The organism is Gimesia maris, from assembly GCF_008298035.1.
GTDB lineage: Bacteria > Planctomycetota > Planctomycetia > Planctomycetales > Planctomycetaceae > Gimesia > Gimesia maris.
The window spans coordinates 6,730,706-6,748,503 of the sequence record NZ_CP042910.1 but is presented as its reverse complement, the minus strand read 5'-3'; the positions used below and the strand labels follow the sequence as shown (position 1 = coordinate 6,748,503).

Sequence of the window (17,798 nt, the reverse complement as noted above, 5' to 3'; positions counted from 1 at the left end):
TCTCGGCTGCATGAGAGGCCCGATTAAGTGATAAGCTCCTGAACTTGATTTTTTGCTCAAAATCGTGTCTGTTGCGCAAAATAGATAAGATGGTTTAAACGGGTTGAGGTTGCGTCCCGTGTTTAGGGGAAATAAGGAGTATTTTCTAATTTCTGAGTGATCGGATTCAAGTTTTTGACATTCTGTTTGCTTACCGCTCAAAGCACCAGTACTCCCCGCATTGACAGAAAATGGGCTCGGAATTACAGTCCCGACTTAAAGTCGCTATCATCCAGATTTAAATTATTACGTTTCCATTTTTTCAAATGAGTTGATCTGCAGGTTCGCTGTCAGGGAGGGCAGCAATATGAAGGGCATCATAATGTGTTGCGTCGCGTTGTTGCCGGCCATTGAAATCTCAGGATGCACTCAGCGGAACTCCTTACCTCCCGTGGCGATTAATTCTCCTACGCCGGCCCCCCAGTACTCGCCCCAGGTTGCGAAACCTGTGCCCGGTGCACCATTATTTACCACACCTCCTACTATTGCTGTTGAGCCATTGGCGATTGATCCACCAAACCCCTGGAAGCCAGAAGCGGAAGTTCGCGACTGGGAATACATTGTGATTCATCATACCGCCTCCTCGACGGGAAGTGTGGAAAGTATCCATGAGTTGCACAGTAAGAAAAAAGACAAATCGGGTAACTCCTGGCTGGGCATTGGTTATCACTTTGTGATCGGGAACGGGAACGGCATGCCTGACGGTGCGATCGAATCCACGTTCCGTTGGCGCGAGCAAATGCATGGTGCCCATGCTGGAAATAACAAATATAACCAGCACGGTATTGGTATCTGCCTGGTTGGTAACTTCGAAAATGAACCCCCTTCCGAGGCGCAGCTGGCTGCTGTAAAAAAACTGGTGGGTGTTCTCAAAGCGGAATACAACATTAACAGTGATCACGTACAGGGGCACCGCGATGTCAAAGCGACTGCCTGCCCGGGTAAATACTTCCCGATGAGCGAAGTGGCTTCAGCCATTGACCTTCCCGTTTATGGTGCAACCAGCCCGAACGGTAAAAGTCCTGCCTCAAAAATGGAACTGGCCGCCCAGAAATAAAACCGTAACGTCCCCCACATTTAAGACTACCCCCTGATTGACTCTTCGAAAGCAGACTGACAATGGATTTTACGCAGCGTCTTAAATGGATTGAACAGGTAATGAATGCAGAGAAAACCGATTATCTGCAGTCACCGTCTGAAAATCGGATCCTGGGTATGCAGGACAGTACCGAATCACAGGTACAACTGCCTCTCAAACATATTTCACTGTTTCGCCCCGAGCATTATGAGCCGGGTTATGCCTATCCCCTGGTGATCTGGCTGCATACTGAAGGGGGTTCCGAGCATGATCTGCATCAAATCATGCCTCAAATCAGCATGCGGAATTACCTGGGGCTCTCCTTTCGTGCTCCTGCGATCGATCCTGCAGCACCGGAAAACGGATATCACTGGCCCGACAGTCATCTGTTTGCCGCCCGGTTCATGGAAAGTATTCAGAAAACAGTCCTGGAACTGAGTAAGGTACTGAATATTCATGAAGATCGAATCTATCTGGCGGGGACGGGAAATGGCTGTTCCATCGCCACGAAACTGTTATTGAAAGCACCTCATTTTTTCGCCGGCGCCGCACTGTTGAACGGTAGTTTCAGTGATAAAGATTTCCAGAAAGCATCCGGCGCCAGTCTGAAGGGAAATCGGGTATTACTTGACCGTCGCTCTTCCAGTCATTCAGACAGCAAGCATTCTGCACAATGGTTGAGCCGCATGTGGGAAACCACGGGGGCAGGCATTCAAACGGTCAATTCTCTGAAATCAGAAGCGACACAGGATTCAGCACTGTTCAATATTCTGGACCGCTGGATCATGGAAGGTATCTCAACGGCCTGGCTCGTTTAGGACCGAATGAACGATAAATCGTAATCCTGATACGCGTGATCAGGTTGAATTACGACGATTAATCCGTTTATGCAGAAGTTTCCTGTTGTGACGCCGCTCTCCAGGCCGATGAATACAGTGGAGTCCTGTTACTTCAGGAATTCCCTCTGTTGATTTTCTAAGGACAGTCCAGTCTGGACTGATCGCTTTATTCTACTGACTGGCAAGGAGAGAACTATGATGGTGCGGCGTCTCATGCTCGCAGGGTTGTTCCTGTTTGTGGTTGGGTTGGCCACGTCTACTTTTTCGCCTTCCGACGCTTTGGCGGCTGGTCGTGGACAACCAACTGACTGGAATCGTTTTTACCACTACCCTTACGTGTATTATCCCCAGAACTTCCAGAGACCACAGGGTAGCTACGATAACCTCTACTACCGCTATCCGGAAAACAGGAGAATTCCTGTCTACAACAAAGACTGGCATAATTTCTATCCCAGTGATCGTCCTTATCATAAAGGCAATCACTTTTATCTGGATGTCTTTTAAGAAATACCAGCAGGCTTATCCTGGCCTGCCTGAGATAAAGGATCTCGCATAGGATCCTTTCGGGCCTCCTGAATGTATACACGCTTTTAATCGAAACGTGTGTCTCCAATTGAGCGCTGGTTGCCTTCGTGCAACAATTCAGCCTGCGAATTCTTTCGCAGGCTATTTTTATTTCCCCTTTGCCTGCCTGAAATACTCCCGATTCTCCTTTTCAGAACGCCGGGTTACTTCCTAAAATTCATTCTTTCCCTGAATTCAACTCCAGGCAGGTTTCTGATTCCATTACCGGGACAGAACAAGCCACGAGTTGGACTCACATCGTGTAATCTGGTCCCATCCATGTCCAATGAAAAAACCGAAGGTGTTGTGATCCGACTGGCTGATTTCAGCGAATCCAGTAAAGTGATCACCTGGTTTACCCGGGATTTTGGGAAGACTGCAGCGTTGGCAAAAGGTGCGAAAAGGCTGAAAAGCTCATTCGAGGCTGCTATTGACTTGTTAGCCACATGTCGGATAGTCTTCATCCGAAAATCTTCCGGCGGGCTCGATATTTTGACCGAAGCACAGCTGGTAAATCGTTTTCGACCTTACCCTGGAAGTCTATCCAACCTGTATGTGGGGTATTACATTGCTGAATTACTGGATGCTTTGACTGAGGAATATGATCCTCATCCAGAGCTCTATGATGCGGCTTGTGAAGTTTTACGGCACCTGCAGGAACATGATGATTTTCAGAAATCGTTGATAAAATTTGAGTTAACCATATTAGAAGAAATCGGTCAGTTACCTCAGTTCGAATACTGTGCAGGATGCAGTCGAGAACTGGGGCCATCAGAATCGTATCTGTATGATGCTGGTAATGGTGGGCTGTACTGTCAGGATTGTGAACAGCAACGTCACGGCAACGTACGCGTTTCCCGTGGCACGATAACGATCTTGCAGAAGCTGTCTGACGAGAATACATTACTTTCCCAGCGATTAAACCTGTCCCTTCAGCAGCAACGAGAAATTCGACAACTACTGTCAACTACCATGTCTCATATCCTGGGCCGCCGCCCTAAAATGGCGCCCTACCTTCAACTATAATCACATCATTTCCGCCAGGTGGAAGTCAGGGATGACCATGTCCACTTCAGACTTACAATATCAAAAATCCAAACGGCCTCGATTCATTCAGCTCAGCTCAGCACTGATGATCTGTGGTCTGGTTTCGGGTTGCGCCATGTTTGGTGATCGTGCTTCTGACTTCTCCGCAATGAAACCGCCCTGGTCCAAAAAGAGCGAAACCGATGATCCGTCGATCGAAGGAGTGCGGGGGCCTATGCAGCGGATCATGCAGACCGCGATGTGGGAAAAAAAGAAAGACGCCAACTTCATAGAACCCTCTATCGGTGCCGCCGAATATCAGAAGGCCAATGCAACATTCAAAGCGCAGGATTACAAAAAGGCTGAGAAGGAATTCAAGGCGATCGTCAAGAAATTTAAAAACGATCCCATCAAAGAAGATGCCCAGTTCATGGTGGCAGAGTCTCAATTTGCACAAAAGAAATATTCCTGGGCACAAGACAGCTATGACCAGCTGCTGGTCGATTTCCCTTCGTCGCGGCATCTGGATCAGACAACCAAAAGACTGTTTATGATAGCCCGCTACTGGCTGCAGGAACCGTCCATCGTCAAAGGCGGTGATATTCAGCAGGTTAATCTGGAAGATCCTGGCTCTGAGACTCCTGAGATTCCCACTGACGGCAAAGATCGAAAATCACGCTGGGCTCTGGTACCGAATCTGTTTGACCGCAGCCGCCCCGTGTTTGACACCGAAAACAGAGCACTGGAAGCACTCAAATCGATCTGGCTGCACGATCCGACCGGCCCGCTGGCGGATGATGCTCTGATGCTGACCGCCAGTCACTATCTGAAAAAAGGTCGTTATATGGATGCCGACCGGACATTCAGTCTGTTGCGGGAAGAATACCCCAAAAGCCCGCATCTGAAAGATGCTTTCATGCTGGGAACACATGTGAAACTGATGTCCTATCAGGGCCCCGCCTATGACGCCACCGTGCTGAAGGACGCGGGAGAATTGAAAGAGACGACACTCAGACTGTTCCCCGAAGCCCAGCAGGCACGGCTAAAGGAAGAACTGAAAAAAATCGAACAGGCCAAAGCAAAGCGTGAATGGGAAACGGTCCAATACTGGATGCGTCGCGGTAAACCCAAATCGGCAGCGATTTACTGTAACTTGCTGATCGAACATTATCCCACATCACCGTTTGCCAATCAGGCTCGAGAACTGCTGGCAGAACTGGGGAGAGAGAATACCAGCCACCTCTGGGCGAATTATGCGACTCCCAAAAAACAGGTTGCCGAACAGCCTGAACCATCGAGGTCAATTCTACCTGGTCTGCCTGGATTTGGTAAAACCGAACCTGCTCCTGTGAAAGCACCTGCCAATGCTGCCCCGGCACCTCGCGAACTGGAACCACCGGCGCGCCTGCAACTGGAAGGTTTAGGTGAGCCGATCAGAAAGATTCCTCTGGAGGAAGAGGCAGAGCCAGCTCGAATCAAACTATAACAGCGGTCTCTGCAGTTCAGATTCTCCGTGATCTGTTGAATAAATTTATGGAACGTTTTGTGGTTAAAATGTTGTTACTGGTTCTACTGTCTTTTGATATGACAGGCTGCGGGTACACCGTAGGCAATTCCTATCAGACAGACGTGCAGACCGTTTATGTACCCATCTTTGAAAACAATACGTTTCGACGTGGTTATGAATATCAGCTGACCGAAGCGGTCCAGCGAAAAATTCAGTCTCGTACTCCCTTTCGCCTCGCAAAAGGGGATGCAGCAGATACACGTTTAACTGGAACGATAAAACAAATCGATAAAAGCGTTTTAGGAACGACTCAAAATAACGACCCGCGAAACCTGGACCTGAAGTTTGTGGTTGAGGTGACCTGGGAAGATATGCGGACGGGGAGGATTCTCTCTCAGCAGGAAGTGCCCATCTCTGCGGATGTAGTGCAGCTTGTTTCACAGGCTTCATTTGCACCCGAAGTCGGGCAGTCTCTGGCGACAGCTACCCAAACCGCAACCGACAGTCTGGCGAATCAGATTGTGCAATTAATGGAATCACCCTGGTAAACACGATTACAAAATTTGGATAGTCAGGATTTTCAAAACCTGATAAAATCGGGCCACTTGTGACCGAAACCCCTGTCTCCTGTCAAAATAGCTGAAATTCACTCCCCACCTCACTCGATGAACCTGTCTTCTTCAATAGCACGGATTGCATTATCATATCGGGCCACCGCCAGTCTCACTGGCACAGAGAACTGCCAGACCTGCAATTCAGGGAAGGATTTGGATAAACAATGAAACTGAAACTTGTCTTACTTCAAAGCGCACTCGTTTTCACCAGTTGTACGGCTGCGGGTCTGCTGTTGTGCAATCAGCTTTCTCAAGCACAGGGACAACAACCCGCTGCCAATCAAGCACCCCAGGTAGAGCAGCAATTACCAGCCGCCCTGGAAGAGATTCTGAAAAAATGGGAGTTAGAGTCATCCAAAATCGAAAAGCTGGAAGGTAAGCATATCCGCATTGAGTACGAAGATGTGTTCAAGGTGGAGAAGCAGTCCGAGGGGATCTTTTATTACGAAAAACCTGATAAAGGTCGTATCGATATTACTGGGATGGATATAAAGAAGGGGGCCAAGGGTAAAAAAATTGATCCTAAAACAGGCCAGCCTTATCAGCTGAGACCAGGCGCGAATGAATGCTGGATCTGTGACGGGAAACGAATCTTTTCCATCAACGAAGATGAAAAGTCCTACGAAGTATTTCCCATTCCCCTTGAGCGACGCGGCGTGAATATCATGGAAGGCCCTCTGCCGTTCCTGTTTGGGATGCCTGCAAAAACGGCAAAAGAACGCTACTTTTTAAAATTAGAAATCAATAACCCACAGCAGATTCTCATTGCTGCAAAACCAAAACGCCGAGCCGATGCAGCAAACTACAGTGAAGCAAAGATCATACTGAATCCAAAAACATATCTGCCCTCAGCTGTCTTACTGATTCACCCTGGCGGAAAACAGTCAACCGTCTACACATTTAAAGATGTGGTTGCCAATAAGAGCCGGGGAATCATTAGAAAGCTTTTTACTGATGATCCTTTCGTTCCTGATCTGGCTGATTATCGGCTGGAAGGAAAAGTGGTTGCAGTTGCAGGAGAAGAAAACGTACAGCGACCAGTTCAACAGGCCGCACCTGTCCAGCAAGCGACCTTTAAAGTTCCCAATATGCTGGGGAGAGACTACAAAACAGCACAGAAACTAATTAAAGATATGGGGTTTGAGTCAAAAGTATATCCTGGAAAGCCTGCTCAGAAGCCGGATCAACGTATCTATCACGTGTATGATCAAAGACCTGTTCCAGGAGAAGCAGTAAAGCCGGGAGCTGTAATCCATTTACAACTTTATACAGATCCCAGTAAACAACAGAATTAAGCGTAAGACATTTGAAGCGCAATCGTTAAGGCCCTTTGAAAATTTCAGAGGGCTTTAATTATTTCGGGCCCGCATTGCCCGCTGGATATCCATGCGGGCGGAGTCTTTCTTGAGCTTTTCGCGTTTGTCGTGCAGCTTGCGGCCTTTGGCGATACCCAGTTTGACCTTCACCAGTCCACGAGTGAAGTACATGCTGAGTGGGATCAGTGTCAGGCTGGAGTTTTCAGACCGCTCCGCAAATTTGCGAATCTCTGCTTTCTTCATCAGCAGTTTCCGTGGCCTGCGGGTCTGGTGGTTCATGGTGTTGGCCTGTGGGTACAGGGCGATATCTACATTGAACAGCCAGACTTCATCATTCTGCATCCGCGCGAAGCCTTCTTCGATCGAAACCTTGTTCGCACGAATGCTTTTGACTTCACTTCCTGCCAGCACGATCCCGCAATCCAGCGTATCCAGAATTTCATAGTTGTGCCGGGCTTTGCGGTTCTGGCAGATGGTACGTGAATTCGGGTCTTCTTTCGAAGCTTTCTTTTTCCCTTTTTTACCCATTGCCAGAATCTCCGACTGCCGCAGACCAGCCTTGTTAAGCGGCAGAATACTACTTGATGTTAATTTTTAATTTGAATCGGGGTGAACCCATTCCTGATCGACACGCGTTCCTCAAAAGAGGTTCAGCGTGATGAGGATCAATTATTGTCCGTCCGCACCTGAACCTGCAGGGCACCCAGCATGCGGGTGATCTGTTTTTCTTTCTTGGAAATGAAAGGCACATTATCCAGTACGATGGCCCGGGGCTCGTTGCGTGGATGCAGTACCAGTCGTCCGGAACGCAGCAGGATATACTCAAAGATATCGCTGATTTCCTTATCGATCTTCAGGTTTGGTGCGGAAAATCGTTCCAGATCGCTCAAGAATCCGTGGTGGTGCAGGAGTTCGTTACCTTTAACCTCCCAGTAATCAAAGCGAACATAAATGCCGACACAGACAAAAATCAGTCCCAGAATGCTGGAAAACAGCCAGTACATTTGGGAATTCGCCCAGGGGCGCAAACCTTTCAACATGTTGGTCAGGGGAGGGATGATATCCGGATTAAATCGCAGGATCATCCAGACCCCCATAAATAAAGCTGCACCCAGAAAGAACAGCGTCAGTGATGTTGTACGCGGAAAATCAAAGGCCAGAACAGTCAGGTTCAAACCGAAGACCCCGAGAAAGATCAACGCCATCACTTCCGCCATATGCTCACTGGGGCCACCAATATGGGCGGACTCTCCTGCGAAAGTCATATAAATCGCGGCAGCAATTGAAACCAGCAGTGTCGGATACAGAAACACGATTTTGGGATACGAAATCAAGTAGATACTATCCTGAGAAAACTCGTTGTGTGTCCCTGATTCTTTACTCAAATTAGCATCATCAGTCATTTTCAAATCCCTTATCTGTACTCGCTGGTTGAATGACGCGGATGTGAACGGATATTATGTCTTGTAGCAGTAAACGTTTCGATTCCCGGATCGGATCAGGAAACTATCGCTCAAATTCTGGTTTACCTGGAATTGAGGGAGCTACTTCCAGCGGCAGAAATACCGATCTGAATTCAGTTTACCGCATTTGTACTTCCTGTATTCCGTGGAGCAATAGTAGACGCGAAATGTTCGGACTTCAAGGCTGGTCAAATCAGAAGCAATAAGTGTCACTACCTGATCCGCTGGTCAGAGGGGACACACATTGCTTCAGCCAGACTCGTTCTGATATTCGCTTTATCCCGATTATGCGTGAAGCCAGCTCTACTTTGTATAAAATATACAAAGAAAAATATATATAATATATAAAAATCAAAAGTAAGCTCTTATCACGGTTTGGGTTCCTTGGTACATATTAATGTATGAGCATACGAGATCATCAACGAATTCATTCTGTTTCTTTTATTATACTGCTGTTCCTGCTGACAGGATCTGCCAGAACAGTTCTGTCTGCTGAAAAAGTAGATTATCTGAAAGAGATCAAGCCGATCTTTGCAGAGAAGTGCTTTGCCTGTCACAGCGCTCTGAAAGAGGAAGCTGAGTTACGTCTTGAGACCCGGGATCTGATGCTGAAGGGGAGTTACTCGGGTGCCGTCATTCATCCAGGTAAGCCGGACGAGAGCATACTGCTCGAGCGGATTCTGGCAAAAGGAGATGAGCAGATGCCACCTCCTGAGGATGGATCGCGGTTGTCTGAGCACGATATTGCTCTCATCAGAACCTGGATCGAACAGGGTGCCGTCACTCCCAAAGAGGAAATTCCAGGCAGCCCGAAAGATCACTGGGCCTTTCAGGCACCCGTGAAAGCGAAAGTTCCCGATGTCGGCTTAAATAATCCGATCGATGCCTTTCTGGAACTCAAACGTAAACAGCAGGGACTGGTGACGGTTCCACCGGCATCGCGGCGTGTTTTGATCCGCCGGCTTTACCTGGATCTGATCGGACTGCCCCCGACTCAGGAGGAGATCGAACAGTTTGTGAACGACTCCTCTGAGGATGCTTACGGGAAGGTTGTACAGAAATTACTGGCGAGCCCGCAATACGGAGAACGCTGGGGACGCCACTGGATGGATATCTGGCGATACACCGACTGGTACGGACTGGGTAAGCAACTGCGTTACAGTCAGAAACATATCTGGCACTGGCGCGACTGGATTATTGATTCATTGAATCGTGACAGCAGTTATGCGGAAATGGTTCAGGATATGCTCGCCGCAGATGAGCTGAAACCCACTGACCACGATGCACTGCGTGCGACCGGTTTTCTGGCGCGTCATTATTATTTGTTTAACCGCACAACCTGGCTGGACAGCACTCTGGAACATACATCCAAAGCGTTTCTCGGACTGACGATGAATTGTGCAAAGTGCCACGATCACAAATACGATCCACTGAGCCATGTCGACTATTATTCGATGAGGGCCATTTTCGAGCCGTATCAGGTGCGGCTGGACCCGCTGCCGGGAGAAACTGATCTGGAACAGGATGGGTTACCGCGGATTTTTGATGCCCACGCAGATACCAAAACTTATTTGCACATCCGTGGCGATGAGAAAAATCCGGATAAGAGCCAGGAGATGCAGCCAGCGCCTCCGGAAATCTTTACATTTGATGAATTTAAGGTCACACCGGTCACTCTCCCTGCAAAAGCACATTATCCAGCCTTGCAGGAGTTTGTCCTGCAGGATCAGCTGAAGGCAGCGAACGAAAAAATAGCGGCAGCCAGGAAAAACGCTAAACAGGCAAAAACGCTACTGGCTCAGTTGGAGCAGGCTGCACAGAACAAAGTTGCCGCAAATGGTTCCGACCAGGCAGTGACATTTCTGGAAGATGATTTTCAGAACGAGAAGCCTGAGATCTGGACACTGGGACCAGGTGAATGGTCGTATCTGGATGGTAAGCTGATCCAGACAAAAACAGGCTATGGTCGTGCTTATCTGAGATCGAAACATAAGCATCCGCATGATTTCAAAGCCCGTTTCAAATTCAAAACGACGGGTGGTGACAAATGGCGTTCTGTCGGTCTGGCATTTGATGTTACAGCAGACCGGGAAAAGATGATCTATCTGAGTGCGGTTCAGCCGGGCTCAAAGTTGCAGATCTCTTACAAAGAGAATGGCAAATCAGTCTATCCCGCAGGAGCACAGCATGCCTGCGAAGTCAAACTGAATCAACCATACGAACTGGAGTTGAAAGTGCGCGACCAACTGGTGAATATCGCCATCAATGGCACGCATACCCTTTCTTATCGTCTTCCTCTCCCACGTGAAAATGGTAAACTGGAACTGCTGGCATTTGACGCATCAGCGGAATTCGAACAGATCAGTGTTCAGACCCTGGCTTCCGATGAGACGTTGATTGAAGGGAAGCAACCTGTGAAGTTGTCACTGGAACTGGCGCAGGCAAGAACAACAAGAGCCCAGGCAAGTTTAAATGCAGCGACTTTGTATCCGGAAACAATACGCACAGCTTACGCTGCAGAAAAAGCCCGCTTGGATGAAGTTTCCAAAAATGAGCTGACTGCCTTAACACAGGCCGCTGCACTGGCAGCTCGAAAATATGAACTCGCCCTGGCAGAGGAAAAGCTGGCCAAAATCAGAGAAAAGTCAGAATTAGCCAGCGGAGAGGCGAAACAGAAACTCGCAAAAGAAATCGCAGTCGCTGAAAAAGCAGTTGAGACAGCAAAAGAGTCTGTCAGTAAACCCGGTGAAAAATACACGCGGATTCGCGCTTCACTCAAGGCACTGGAAGGTCCTGCTGAAAAAGATGACACTCGTCTGCAACCCTATCCCAAAACCAGTACTGGTCGTCGCTCGGCGCTGGCCCACTGGGTCACACATCGAAAAAATCCACTGACGGCGCGTGTCGCCGTGAACCATATCTGGTTGCGCCATTTTGGTGAACCTCTTGTAGAAGATGTGACGGATTTCGGATTACGAGCGAAACGGCCCGTACATCAGGACCTGCTTGACTGGTTGGCGGTCGATTTTATGGAACACAACTGGAGTATGAAGCATCTTCATTCGCTGATGGTGAATTCACAGGCTTACCAGCTCAGTAGTTCAACCCGGTCTGCAGAGCCTCAGAATCTGGCAAAAGATGAAACAAACCGCTACTACTGGAAACGCAATACCGTACGGATGGAATCAGAAGTCATTCGTGACAGTCTGCTGCATCTGGCGGGAGAACTGGATCTGAAGATGGGTGGCCCGACGATTGATCCTGACAAAAATAAGGACAGTAGACGTCGCAGCCTGTATTTCACCTACTCCCGTGATTCGCAGGACAAGTTCATCGGCATGTTTGATGCTGCTGATATCTTTGCCTGTTATCGTCGCAACGAAAGTGTCGTTCCCCAGCAGGCCCTCACACTCGCGAACAGCAAAGTTTCGTTGCAGATGGCACGAAAAATAGTAGAAAAAATACGTGTGCAGCAGTCTGCACTGAGTGATCAGGAATTTATCAGACTGGCTTATGAACGGATTCTATGTGCGGAACCAACGCCTCGTGAATTTGAGATCTGTTCTCAGGCTTTATCTGAAATGCAAACCACTTTAACAGCAGCAAAGCATCAGAATCCGATCTGGCGATCACGCGAAAATCTGGTACACGCCTTACTCAACCATAACGATTTCATTACGATCCGCTGAAGGTGAGTCATGACGAATCATAATCAACAGACTTCATTACCCCGTCGCAATTTTCTCACGAACCTCAGTTCCGGACTGGCAGGGATTTCACTGGCTTCTCTGTTGCAGGATGATGCCCGCGCTGCCGGTGTGCATCAGACTCCAAACGGGCAACCCCATTTCACACCTAAAGCCAAAAGTGTGATCTGGTTGTTTATGCGGGGTGGGGTGAGCCACATGGAGAGCTTCGACCCCAAGCCCATGCTTAACAAGTACGCGGGGAAGTCGATCAGCGAAACGCCCTGGAAATCGGTCCAGCAATCAGAAAAACTGAAGCGTGTACGCGTGGTTGTGGTCAATGATGCCAACGGACAACAACGGAATAAAGTTTATCCGCTACAGGTCGGTTACAAAAAATACGGTGAGAGCGGAATTGAAGTGAGTGACTGGTTCCCCCACCTGGGGGGATGCGTGGATGATCTTTCAATCGTGCGTTCCATGTGGACGACCGATGACAATCACGGCGCACAGGTCCAATTTCACTCCGGCCGGCATATGCTGGATGGTCGTGTGCCGACAATCGGTGCCTGGGTGAACTATGGACTTGGTTCACTCAATCAGAATCTGCCTCAGTTCATTAATATGGGGCCTCGCTTTTTTGATGTACGAGACGGTCATTATCTGGGCCCCGCTTATGATTCTGTCCCCCTCAAAGTCGATCCCAAAAATCCGCTGCCTTATGCCAAACCAGAACTGGATCTCTCAAGTGCCGAGCAGAAAATTGAATTTTCTTTAATCAATCAACTCAATCAGCAGAGTGCTGAAAAGTTTCCCAATGACAGTACACTGCAGGCCCGGATCAAATCTTACGAGCTGGCGTTCCGCATGCAGACGGCGGTGCCGGAAGTGATTCGCTTCGATCAGGAAACCAAAGAGACTCAGGAACTGTATGGGCTGAACCAGCCGGAAACCAAGGCGTTTGGCATGCAGTTGCTGGCGGCTCGACGTTTTGTGGAGAAGGGCGTACGCTTCATCCAGATCATGCACGGCGATGGTGCCGCGGGTGCCTGGGATTCCCATTCGAATCTGAAGTCAGGTCACTCCAAACTGGCCAAACAGGTCGACCAGCCAGCCGCAGGACTGCTGAAAGATTTGAAACGTCGCGGGTTGCTGAAAGATACGATCGTTGTGTTCGCAACGGAGTTCGGGCGGACACCCGGTTCGCAGGGGAGTAATGGCCGCGATCATCACCCGTACGGATTTTCCATCTGGATGGCCGGTGGTGGTATCAAGGGGGGCATCGCTCATGGTACCACTGATGAACTCGGTTTCCATGCGGAAGAGAATCCACATTATGTCACCGATGTGCACGCCACGCTGTTGAAGCAGCTGGGATTAAAAGCACAGCGTCTGGAAGTACCTGGCCATAAACGTCTTGAAATGGATTTTGGCCATCCGATTGACGAGATCATTGCCTGATCCGCCCCGCTACGATTTTCTGGAACCCGCTGCGTCGGTATAATGCAGACCTGCGATATTACATCGCCGCTGATGTCTTCTCTGATGGCTATAGTGAAAGGGTTACCGATGATTCGTTCTCTGTGTCAGGTTTTACTGCTGGCTTTATTTTCTCTGCTTGCAGGATCCGATTCTGCATTTGCCAAAACCTATCAGGTTTACTTCCTGGGGGGCCAGTCCAATATGGATGGGTACGGCTATGCCAAGGACTTGCCCGATGATCTCAAGCAGTCAGTTCCCGGCGTAATGATCTTTCATGCGAATTCAGCGCCGGATGCGGTTCCCGTTGACGGGCGAGGGCTCTGGTCCGAATTGAAGCCCGGGCACGGTGTCGGTTTCAAATCGGATGGCAAAGAGAACACGTATTCAAACCGTTTTGGCGTGGAGCTTTCGTTTGCGAAAACATTGCAGCAACTGGCTCCGGAAGCGAACATTGCGTTGATTAAAATCTCAAGAGGAGGGACATCCATCGCCGTCGAAGCTGCTGGCAATTTCGGGTGCTGGGACCCTGATTTTGAAAAAGGGACCGGAAAAGGGCAGGGGATCAACCAATACGATCATTTTCTGGCAGGCATGAAACGGGCATTACAGACGACCGATATCGATCAGGATGGCGAAGCAGATACTCTGATCCCTGCAGGAATTGTCTGGATGCAGGGGGAAAGTGACGCTGCTTATACAGAGGAAATCGCAAAGGATTATGAAGCCAACCTCAAGCGTCTTATGGACTTAATTCGCGCGACGCTCTACGCCGATGACCTGCCTGTGGTAATTGGCCGGATCTCAGATTCGGGCGATAATCCGGAGGGAAAGGTCTGGAAACATGGTGAGATTGTACGAGCTGCCCAGGCGGCATTTGTGGAGAAAGACAAGCGTGCAGCGCTGGTGACCAGTACGGATGAGTATGGTTATTCTGATCGTTGGCACTATAATTCAGAAGGTTATCTGGATTTAGGCAGGAATTTTGCCCAGGCCCTATGGAAAGTTCCCCGGAACTAATACTATCCTGCCTTGAGCGATGTGCTTTAAACTCTACGTTTTTGAATATGAAAAGTAATACAGGTATCAGAATGAAACCGGAACTTCTTTCACCCGCGGGTACCCGAAAATCTATGCAGTACGCGTATGCTTTTGGAGCAGACGCTGTTTATGCAGGTCAGCCCCGCTACAGTCTGCGTGTCCGGGAAAACGAATTCAACAAACTCGAAGTGATGGCCGAAGCGGTCGAAGAAGCACATCGGCTCGGCAAGAAATTCTATATCGCCAGCAATATTGCCCCTCATAATCTGAAGGTACGAAGTTACCTGAAGAACATGGAGCCGGTAATTGATATGAAACCAGATGCACTGATCATGTCAGATCCAGGTCTGATAATGATGGTGCGGGAACGCTGGCCGGAAGTTCCGATTCATCTTTCGGTCCAGGCGAATGCCGTCAATTATGCAACCGTCAAATTCTGGCAGAAGTTTGGTCTGTCCCGCATTATTCTTTCGCGCGAACTGTCGATTAAAGAAGTCGCAGAGATCCAGGAAGAGTGTCCAGATATGGAACTGGAAGTCTTCGTGCATGGTGCACTCTGTATTGCGTATTCCGGGCGATGTCTGCTTTCGGGATACATGAATCATCGCGATTCGAATCAGGGGAACTGTACCAACGCCTGCCGCTGGGATTATAAAGTCAGTGATGCAGTGCAGACACTGGAAGGGGATATCGTGTTGAAAAATCCTCCTCCGCCACAAAAGCCGCAGCTGCCGATAATTGACCAGGTATTCCTGCTGGAAGAACCGCAGCGTCCGGGCGAATACATGCCTGCTTACGAAGATGAGCATGGCACTTACATTATGAATTCCAAAGACCTCCGTGCCGTCCAGCATGTGAAAACATTCACTGACATGGGAATCAGTTCGCTGAAGATTGAAGGGCGGACCAAGTCCTTCTTTTATGCAGCCCGGACGGCGCAGGTTTATCGTAAATCCATTGATGATGCCGCTGCGGGTGTGGAGTTTAATGAAAATCTGCTGGAAATGCTCGACAGCCTTTCCAATCGTGGTTACACCGAAGGCTTCTTCCAGCGACATGCTTCAGAAAGCATGCAGAATTACGAGCATGGTCGTTCTATGGCGAATAAACAGCAGTTTGTCGGAGATATTATTGACCGCGATGAAGATGGCATCATCGTGGATGTCAAAAACAAGTTTGGTCTGAATGATGAACTGGAACTGATGACACCGACGGGCAATACCGTCTTCAATCTCAATGCGTTGCTGAATCAGAAATCAGATTCCATTGAAGTCGCTCCCGGCAGCGGGCATGTTGTGAAAATTCCCTATGCCGAAAATCATCTGGGTGACCGTGCGGGGCAACTGACAGACCATGATCACCAGTTTGCACTGCTGATGAAGTCCGTCAAAACACCGGCGGAACCTTCACTGGGTTGAAGCGACTATTTGGGCTGGTTAATCTGAGTTGCAGGTGACGGGATTTCCGGTTGAGCAGCGACAGTCAGTTCATTCTTGACCGTTCTGACTCCCGGTTCCAGCATGGCCATAAACTCAACCAGCTTCCTGGCTCCCGCTGATTCGACTTCGCCTCGCAGCGTAACACTGTGATCGGGATTCAAATGGAACTCAACATTTCGTAAGCGTTCGTGGCGTTCCTTAATGCGTGTGAAGGATTCTCCCATCGATGTCTGGACGTTATTCAGGGGAAGGGGTGCTGCGGAGAACGCGACGCGTAACTGAGGTCGGAATTCGGGAACCCTGGGACCAGTCTGTCCTGTGTTATTCAGATTCTGCCTGTTTCCCAATCCACCAGTTGTGGCTCTGTTGAAATTACGGTTCTGTCCGGTATTTGCACCCGTTGTTCCCTGGGGGTTTGTACGGCCGATAAAATTATTCTGTGTATCATCAGATCGCCCTATAAATCCACTTTGGGGATTAAGATTCTGAAAATTCCCCATCGTTGAAAGGCCTGACTGAGCATTGCCACTACCGCCAGCCTGATTCCCGGAATTCAGATTTCCGATTGTTGTTCCTGTGCTGCCGCCATTCTGGGAGGAATTGCTGGAGGACAGAGTCTGAACCTGTGCTTCGCCAGTCGTATTCAGAACAAATGGCAGGCATGCATAAAGCACGGTATATAAAGCACATTGGAAGGTGAAATGTCTCATTGGTTTTTCCGATATCAGGGCGAAAAACAGGAGAAACTCGATCTCCCTCTATTATAACATCGTCTACCTGCCCGCAAAGAAAATAATTTGTTTTCCAGTTATTGTTCTGTGCTGTTCAATCGGAATTGCTGGTAGCGGATCGGTTGCTCAGAGGAAGGCTGCGGGCTGATTGTCTGGTAACTTGCCTGTGTGGACCGATTCTGCTGGTTGAGCAGTTCACCCAACTGTTGTTCCAGGCGATGGATACGCTCATCTCGTTCGTCTACAACCGGTGTAGCAGTCTGGGCACCGACCTGTTGAATCTGACTGCTATCTTCCAGGTCGCGTTTCAGCTTTCTGAGTTTATGCTCTGGTGAAAGTTCCAGTGATTTGCCACTCTCTCGACGGGCGAGTGTGTCAACTTCCACTTTGATTTTCTCTGGTTGTTTTGTGGGTGTTTGTGCAACCGACTCTTGAGTAGCCTGAGGCGTTTTTCCATCCAGCTTAACAGAAATCATCCGCGAGAAAATTTCTGGTGCATCCTTTTGGGTCAGTTGAACACGGAGTGCACATTCCGCCTGATCTCTGCCTTTGCGCACATAGGGGATAAAGACCTGATACGCAGGACCGAGGGTGGATTCGACTGCGTGGACCTGCCAGGCTCCCGAATCGAATTTGTACTGATGAATTGGATTTTTCTGTTCGGTCGCGTTTCCCTGATCATCATATAGATTTACATACACCTCTCCCTTCACATAGACGGGGGAGGTGTTGTTATGCTGGAAGAACAGCAACTGGCCGGCAAAGCCACGCGTCGGCATACCATCTACGCCTTTACCTTCCGCAGGCTCCCAGAGGGCCACGATTTCAATCGCAGGTTTTTTCGCCGTCGCATATTGATGATCTTTTTTCAAACCCCAGTGTGAGAGTGCCAGACTGGTACACCCGGTGAATGAGGTCGCAGCACATAGCATCAAAAACAGGAAAGGTTGAACAGGCATAATCAGGTGTTTCATCA

At 49.0% G+C, this 17,798-nt stretch carries 15 protein-coding genes; 11 read left to right on the top strand and 4 right to left on the bottom strand.

Going from position 1 to position 17,798, the window contains the following annotated elements:
• Positions 1 to 346 precede the first annotated feature (346 nt).
• The 7 genes from GmarT_RS25170 (at position 347) to GmarT_RS25140 (ending at position 6,962) form a co-directional block, all read left to right on the top strand.
• Entirely contained in the window at positions 347 to 1,096 is a 750-nt protein-coding gene (locus GmarT_RS25170; RefSeq protein ID WP_149303401.1) for a peptidoglycan recognition protein family protein, read from the top strand.
• 62 nt (positions 1,097 to 1,158) lie between these two features.
• Entirely contained in the window at positions 1,159 to 1,935 is a 777-nt protein-coding gene (locus GmarT_RS25165; protein ID WP_002648429.1) for an alpha/beta hydrolase, read from the top strand.
• A gap of 219 nt (positions 1,936 to 2,154) precedes the next feature.
• Positions 2,155 to 2,460 carry a hypothetical protein gene (locus GmarT_RS25160; RefSeq protein ID WP_002648430.1) on the top strand — a complete coding sequence of 102 codons (306 nt, stop codon included), beginning with the start codon at positions 2,155 to 2,157 and terminating at the stop codon, positions 2,458 to 2,460.
• Positions 2,461 to 2,799: 339 nt separating this feature from the next.
• Positions 2,800 to 3,546, top strand: coding sequence for a DNA repair protein RecO (gene recO, locus GmarT_RS25155; RefSeq protein WP_002648431.1), 747 nt, complete (start codon positions 2,800 to 2,802; stop codon positions 3,544 to 3,546).
• A gap of 37 nt (positions 3,547 to 3,583) precedes the next feature.
• A complete protein-coding gene (gene bamD, locus GmarT_RS25150; protein ID WP_044239622.1) occupies positions 3,584 to 5,032 on the top strand; it encodes an outer membrane protein assembly factor BamD in 1,449 nt (482 codons plus the stop codon).
• Positions 5,033 to 5,079: 47 nt separating this feature from the next.
• On the top strand, positions 5,080 to 5,601 hold the full coding sequence (gene lptE / locus GmarT_RS25145; protein ID WP_002648433.1) for an LPS assembly lipoprotein LptE: 522 nt from the start codon (positions 5,080 to 5,082) through the stop codon (positions 5,599 to 5,601).
• A 230-nt stretch (positions 5,602 to 5,831) separates the two neighbouring features.
• A complete protein-coding gene (locus GmarT_RS25140; RefSeq protein ID WP_002648434.1) occupies positions 5,832 to 6,962 on the top strand; it encodes a PASTA domain-containing protein in 1,131 nt (376 codons plus the stop codon).
• Between the two features lie 54 nt (positions 6,963 to 7,016).
• Here the strand turns inward: GmarT_RS25140 and smpB are convergent, their stop codons facing one another.
• A complete protein-coding gene (smpB, locus tag GmarT_RS25135) occupies positions 7,017 to 7,511 on the bottom strand; it encodes an SsrA-binding protein SmpB (protein ID WP_002648435.1) in 495 nt (164 codons plus the stop codon).
• Positions 7,512 to 7,648: 137 nt separating this feature from the next.
• Entirely contained in the window at positions 7,649 to 8,386 is a 738-nt protein-coding gene (locus tag GmarT_RS25130) for a hypothetical protein (RefSeq protein ID WP_002648436.1), read from the bottom strand.
• A gap of 461 nt (positions 8,387 to 8,847) precedes the next feature.
• Between GmarT_RS25130 and GmarT_RS25125 the strand changes: the two genes are divergently transcribed.
• From GmarT_RS25125 to trhP, 4 genes are all read left to right on the top strand, one after another.
• Positions 8,848 to 12,135 (top strand): PSD1 and planctomycete cytochrome C domain-containing protein, encoded by a 3,288-nt coding sequence (locus tag GmarT_RS25125; RefSeq protein WP_002648437.1) that lies wholly within the window; start codon positions 8,848 to 8,850, stop codon positions 12,133 to 12,135.
• Positions 12,136 to 12,144: 9 nt separating this feature from the next.
• Complete coding sequence (locus tag GmarT_RS25120) at positions 12,145 to 13,593, top strand: DUF1501 domain-containing protein (protein WP_002648438.1); 1,449 nt, start codon at positions 12,145 to 12,147, stop codon at positions 13,591 to 13,593.
• A 108-nt stretch (positions 13,594 to 13,701) separates the two neighbouring features.
• The gene (locus GmarT_RS25115) at positions 13,702 to 14,631 is read left to right on the top strand and encodes a sialate O-acetylesterase (RefSeq protein ID WP_149303399.1); all 930 of its coding nucleotides are present in this window, start codon (positions 13,702 to 13,704) and stop codon (positions 14,629 to 14,631) included.
• Positions 14,632 to 14,702: 71 nt separating this feature from the next.
• A complete protein-coding gene (gene trhP, locus GmarT_RS25110) occupies positions 14,703 to 16,070 on the top strand; it encodes a prephenate-dependent tRNA uridine(34) hydroxylase TrhP (RefSeq protein ID WP_002648440.1) in 1,368 nt (455 codons plus the stop codon).
• 5 nt (positions 16,071 to 16,075) lie between these two features.
• Here the strand turns inward: trhP and GmarT_RS25105 are convergent, their stop codons facing one another.
• Positions 16,076 to 16,801, bottom strand: coding sequence for a BON domain-containing protein (locus GmarT_RS25105; protein ID WP_149303397.1), 726 nt, complete (start codon positions 16,799 to 16,801; stop codon positions 16,076 to 16,078).
• Between the two features lie 98 nt (positions 16,802 to 16,899).
• The gene (locus GmarT_RS25100; RefSeq protein ID WP_002648442.1) at positions 16,900 to 17,796 is read right to left on the bottom strand and encodes a hypothetical protein; all 897 of its coding nucleotides are present in this window, start codon (positions 17,794 to 17,796) and stop codon (positions 16,900 to 16,902) included.
• Between the last annotated feature and the right edge of the window lie 2 nt (positions 17,797 to 17,798).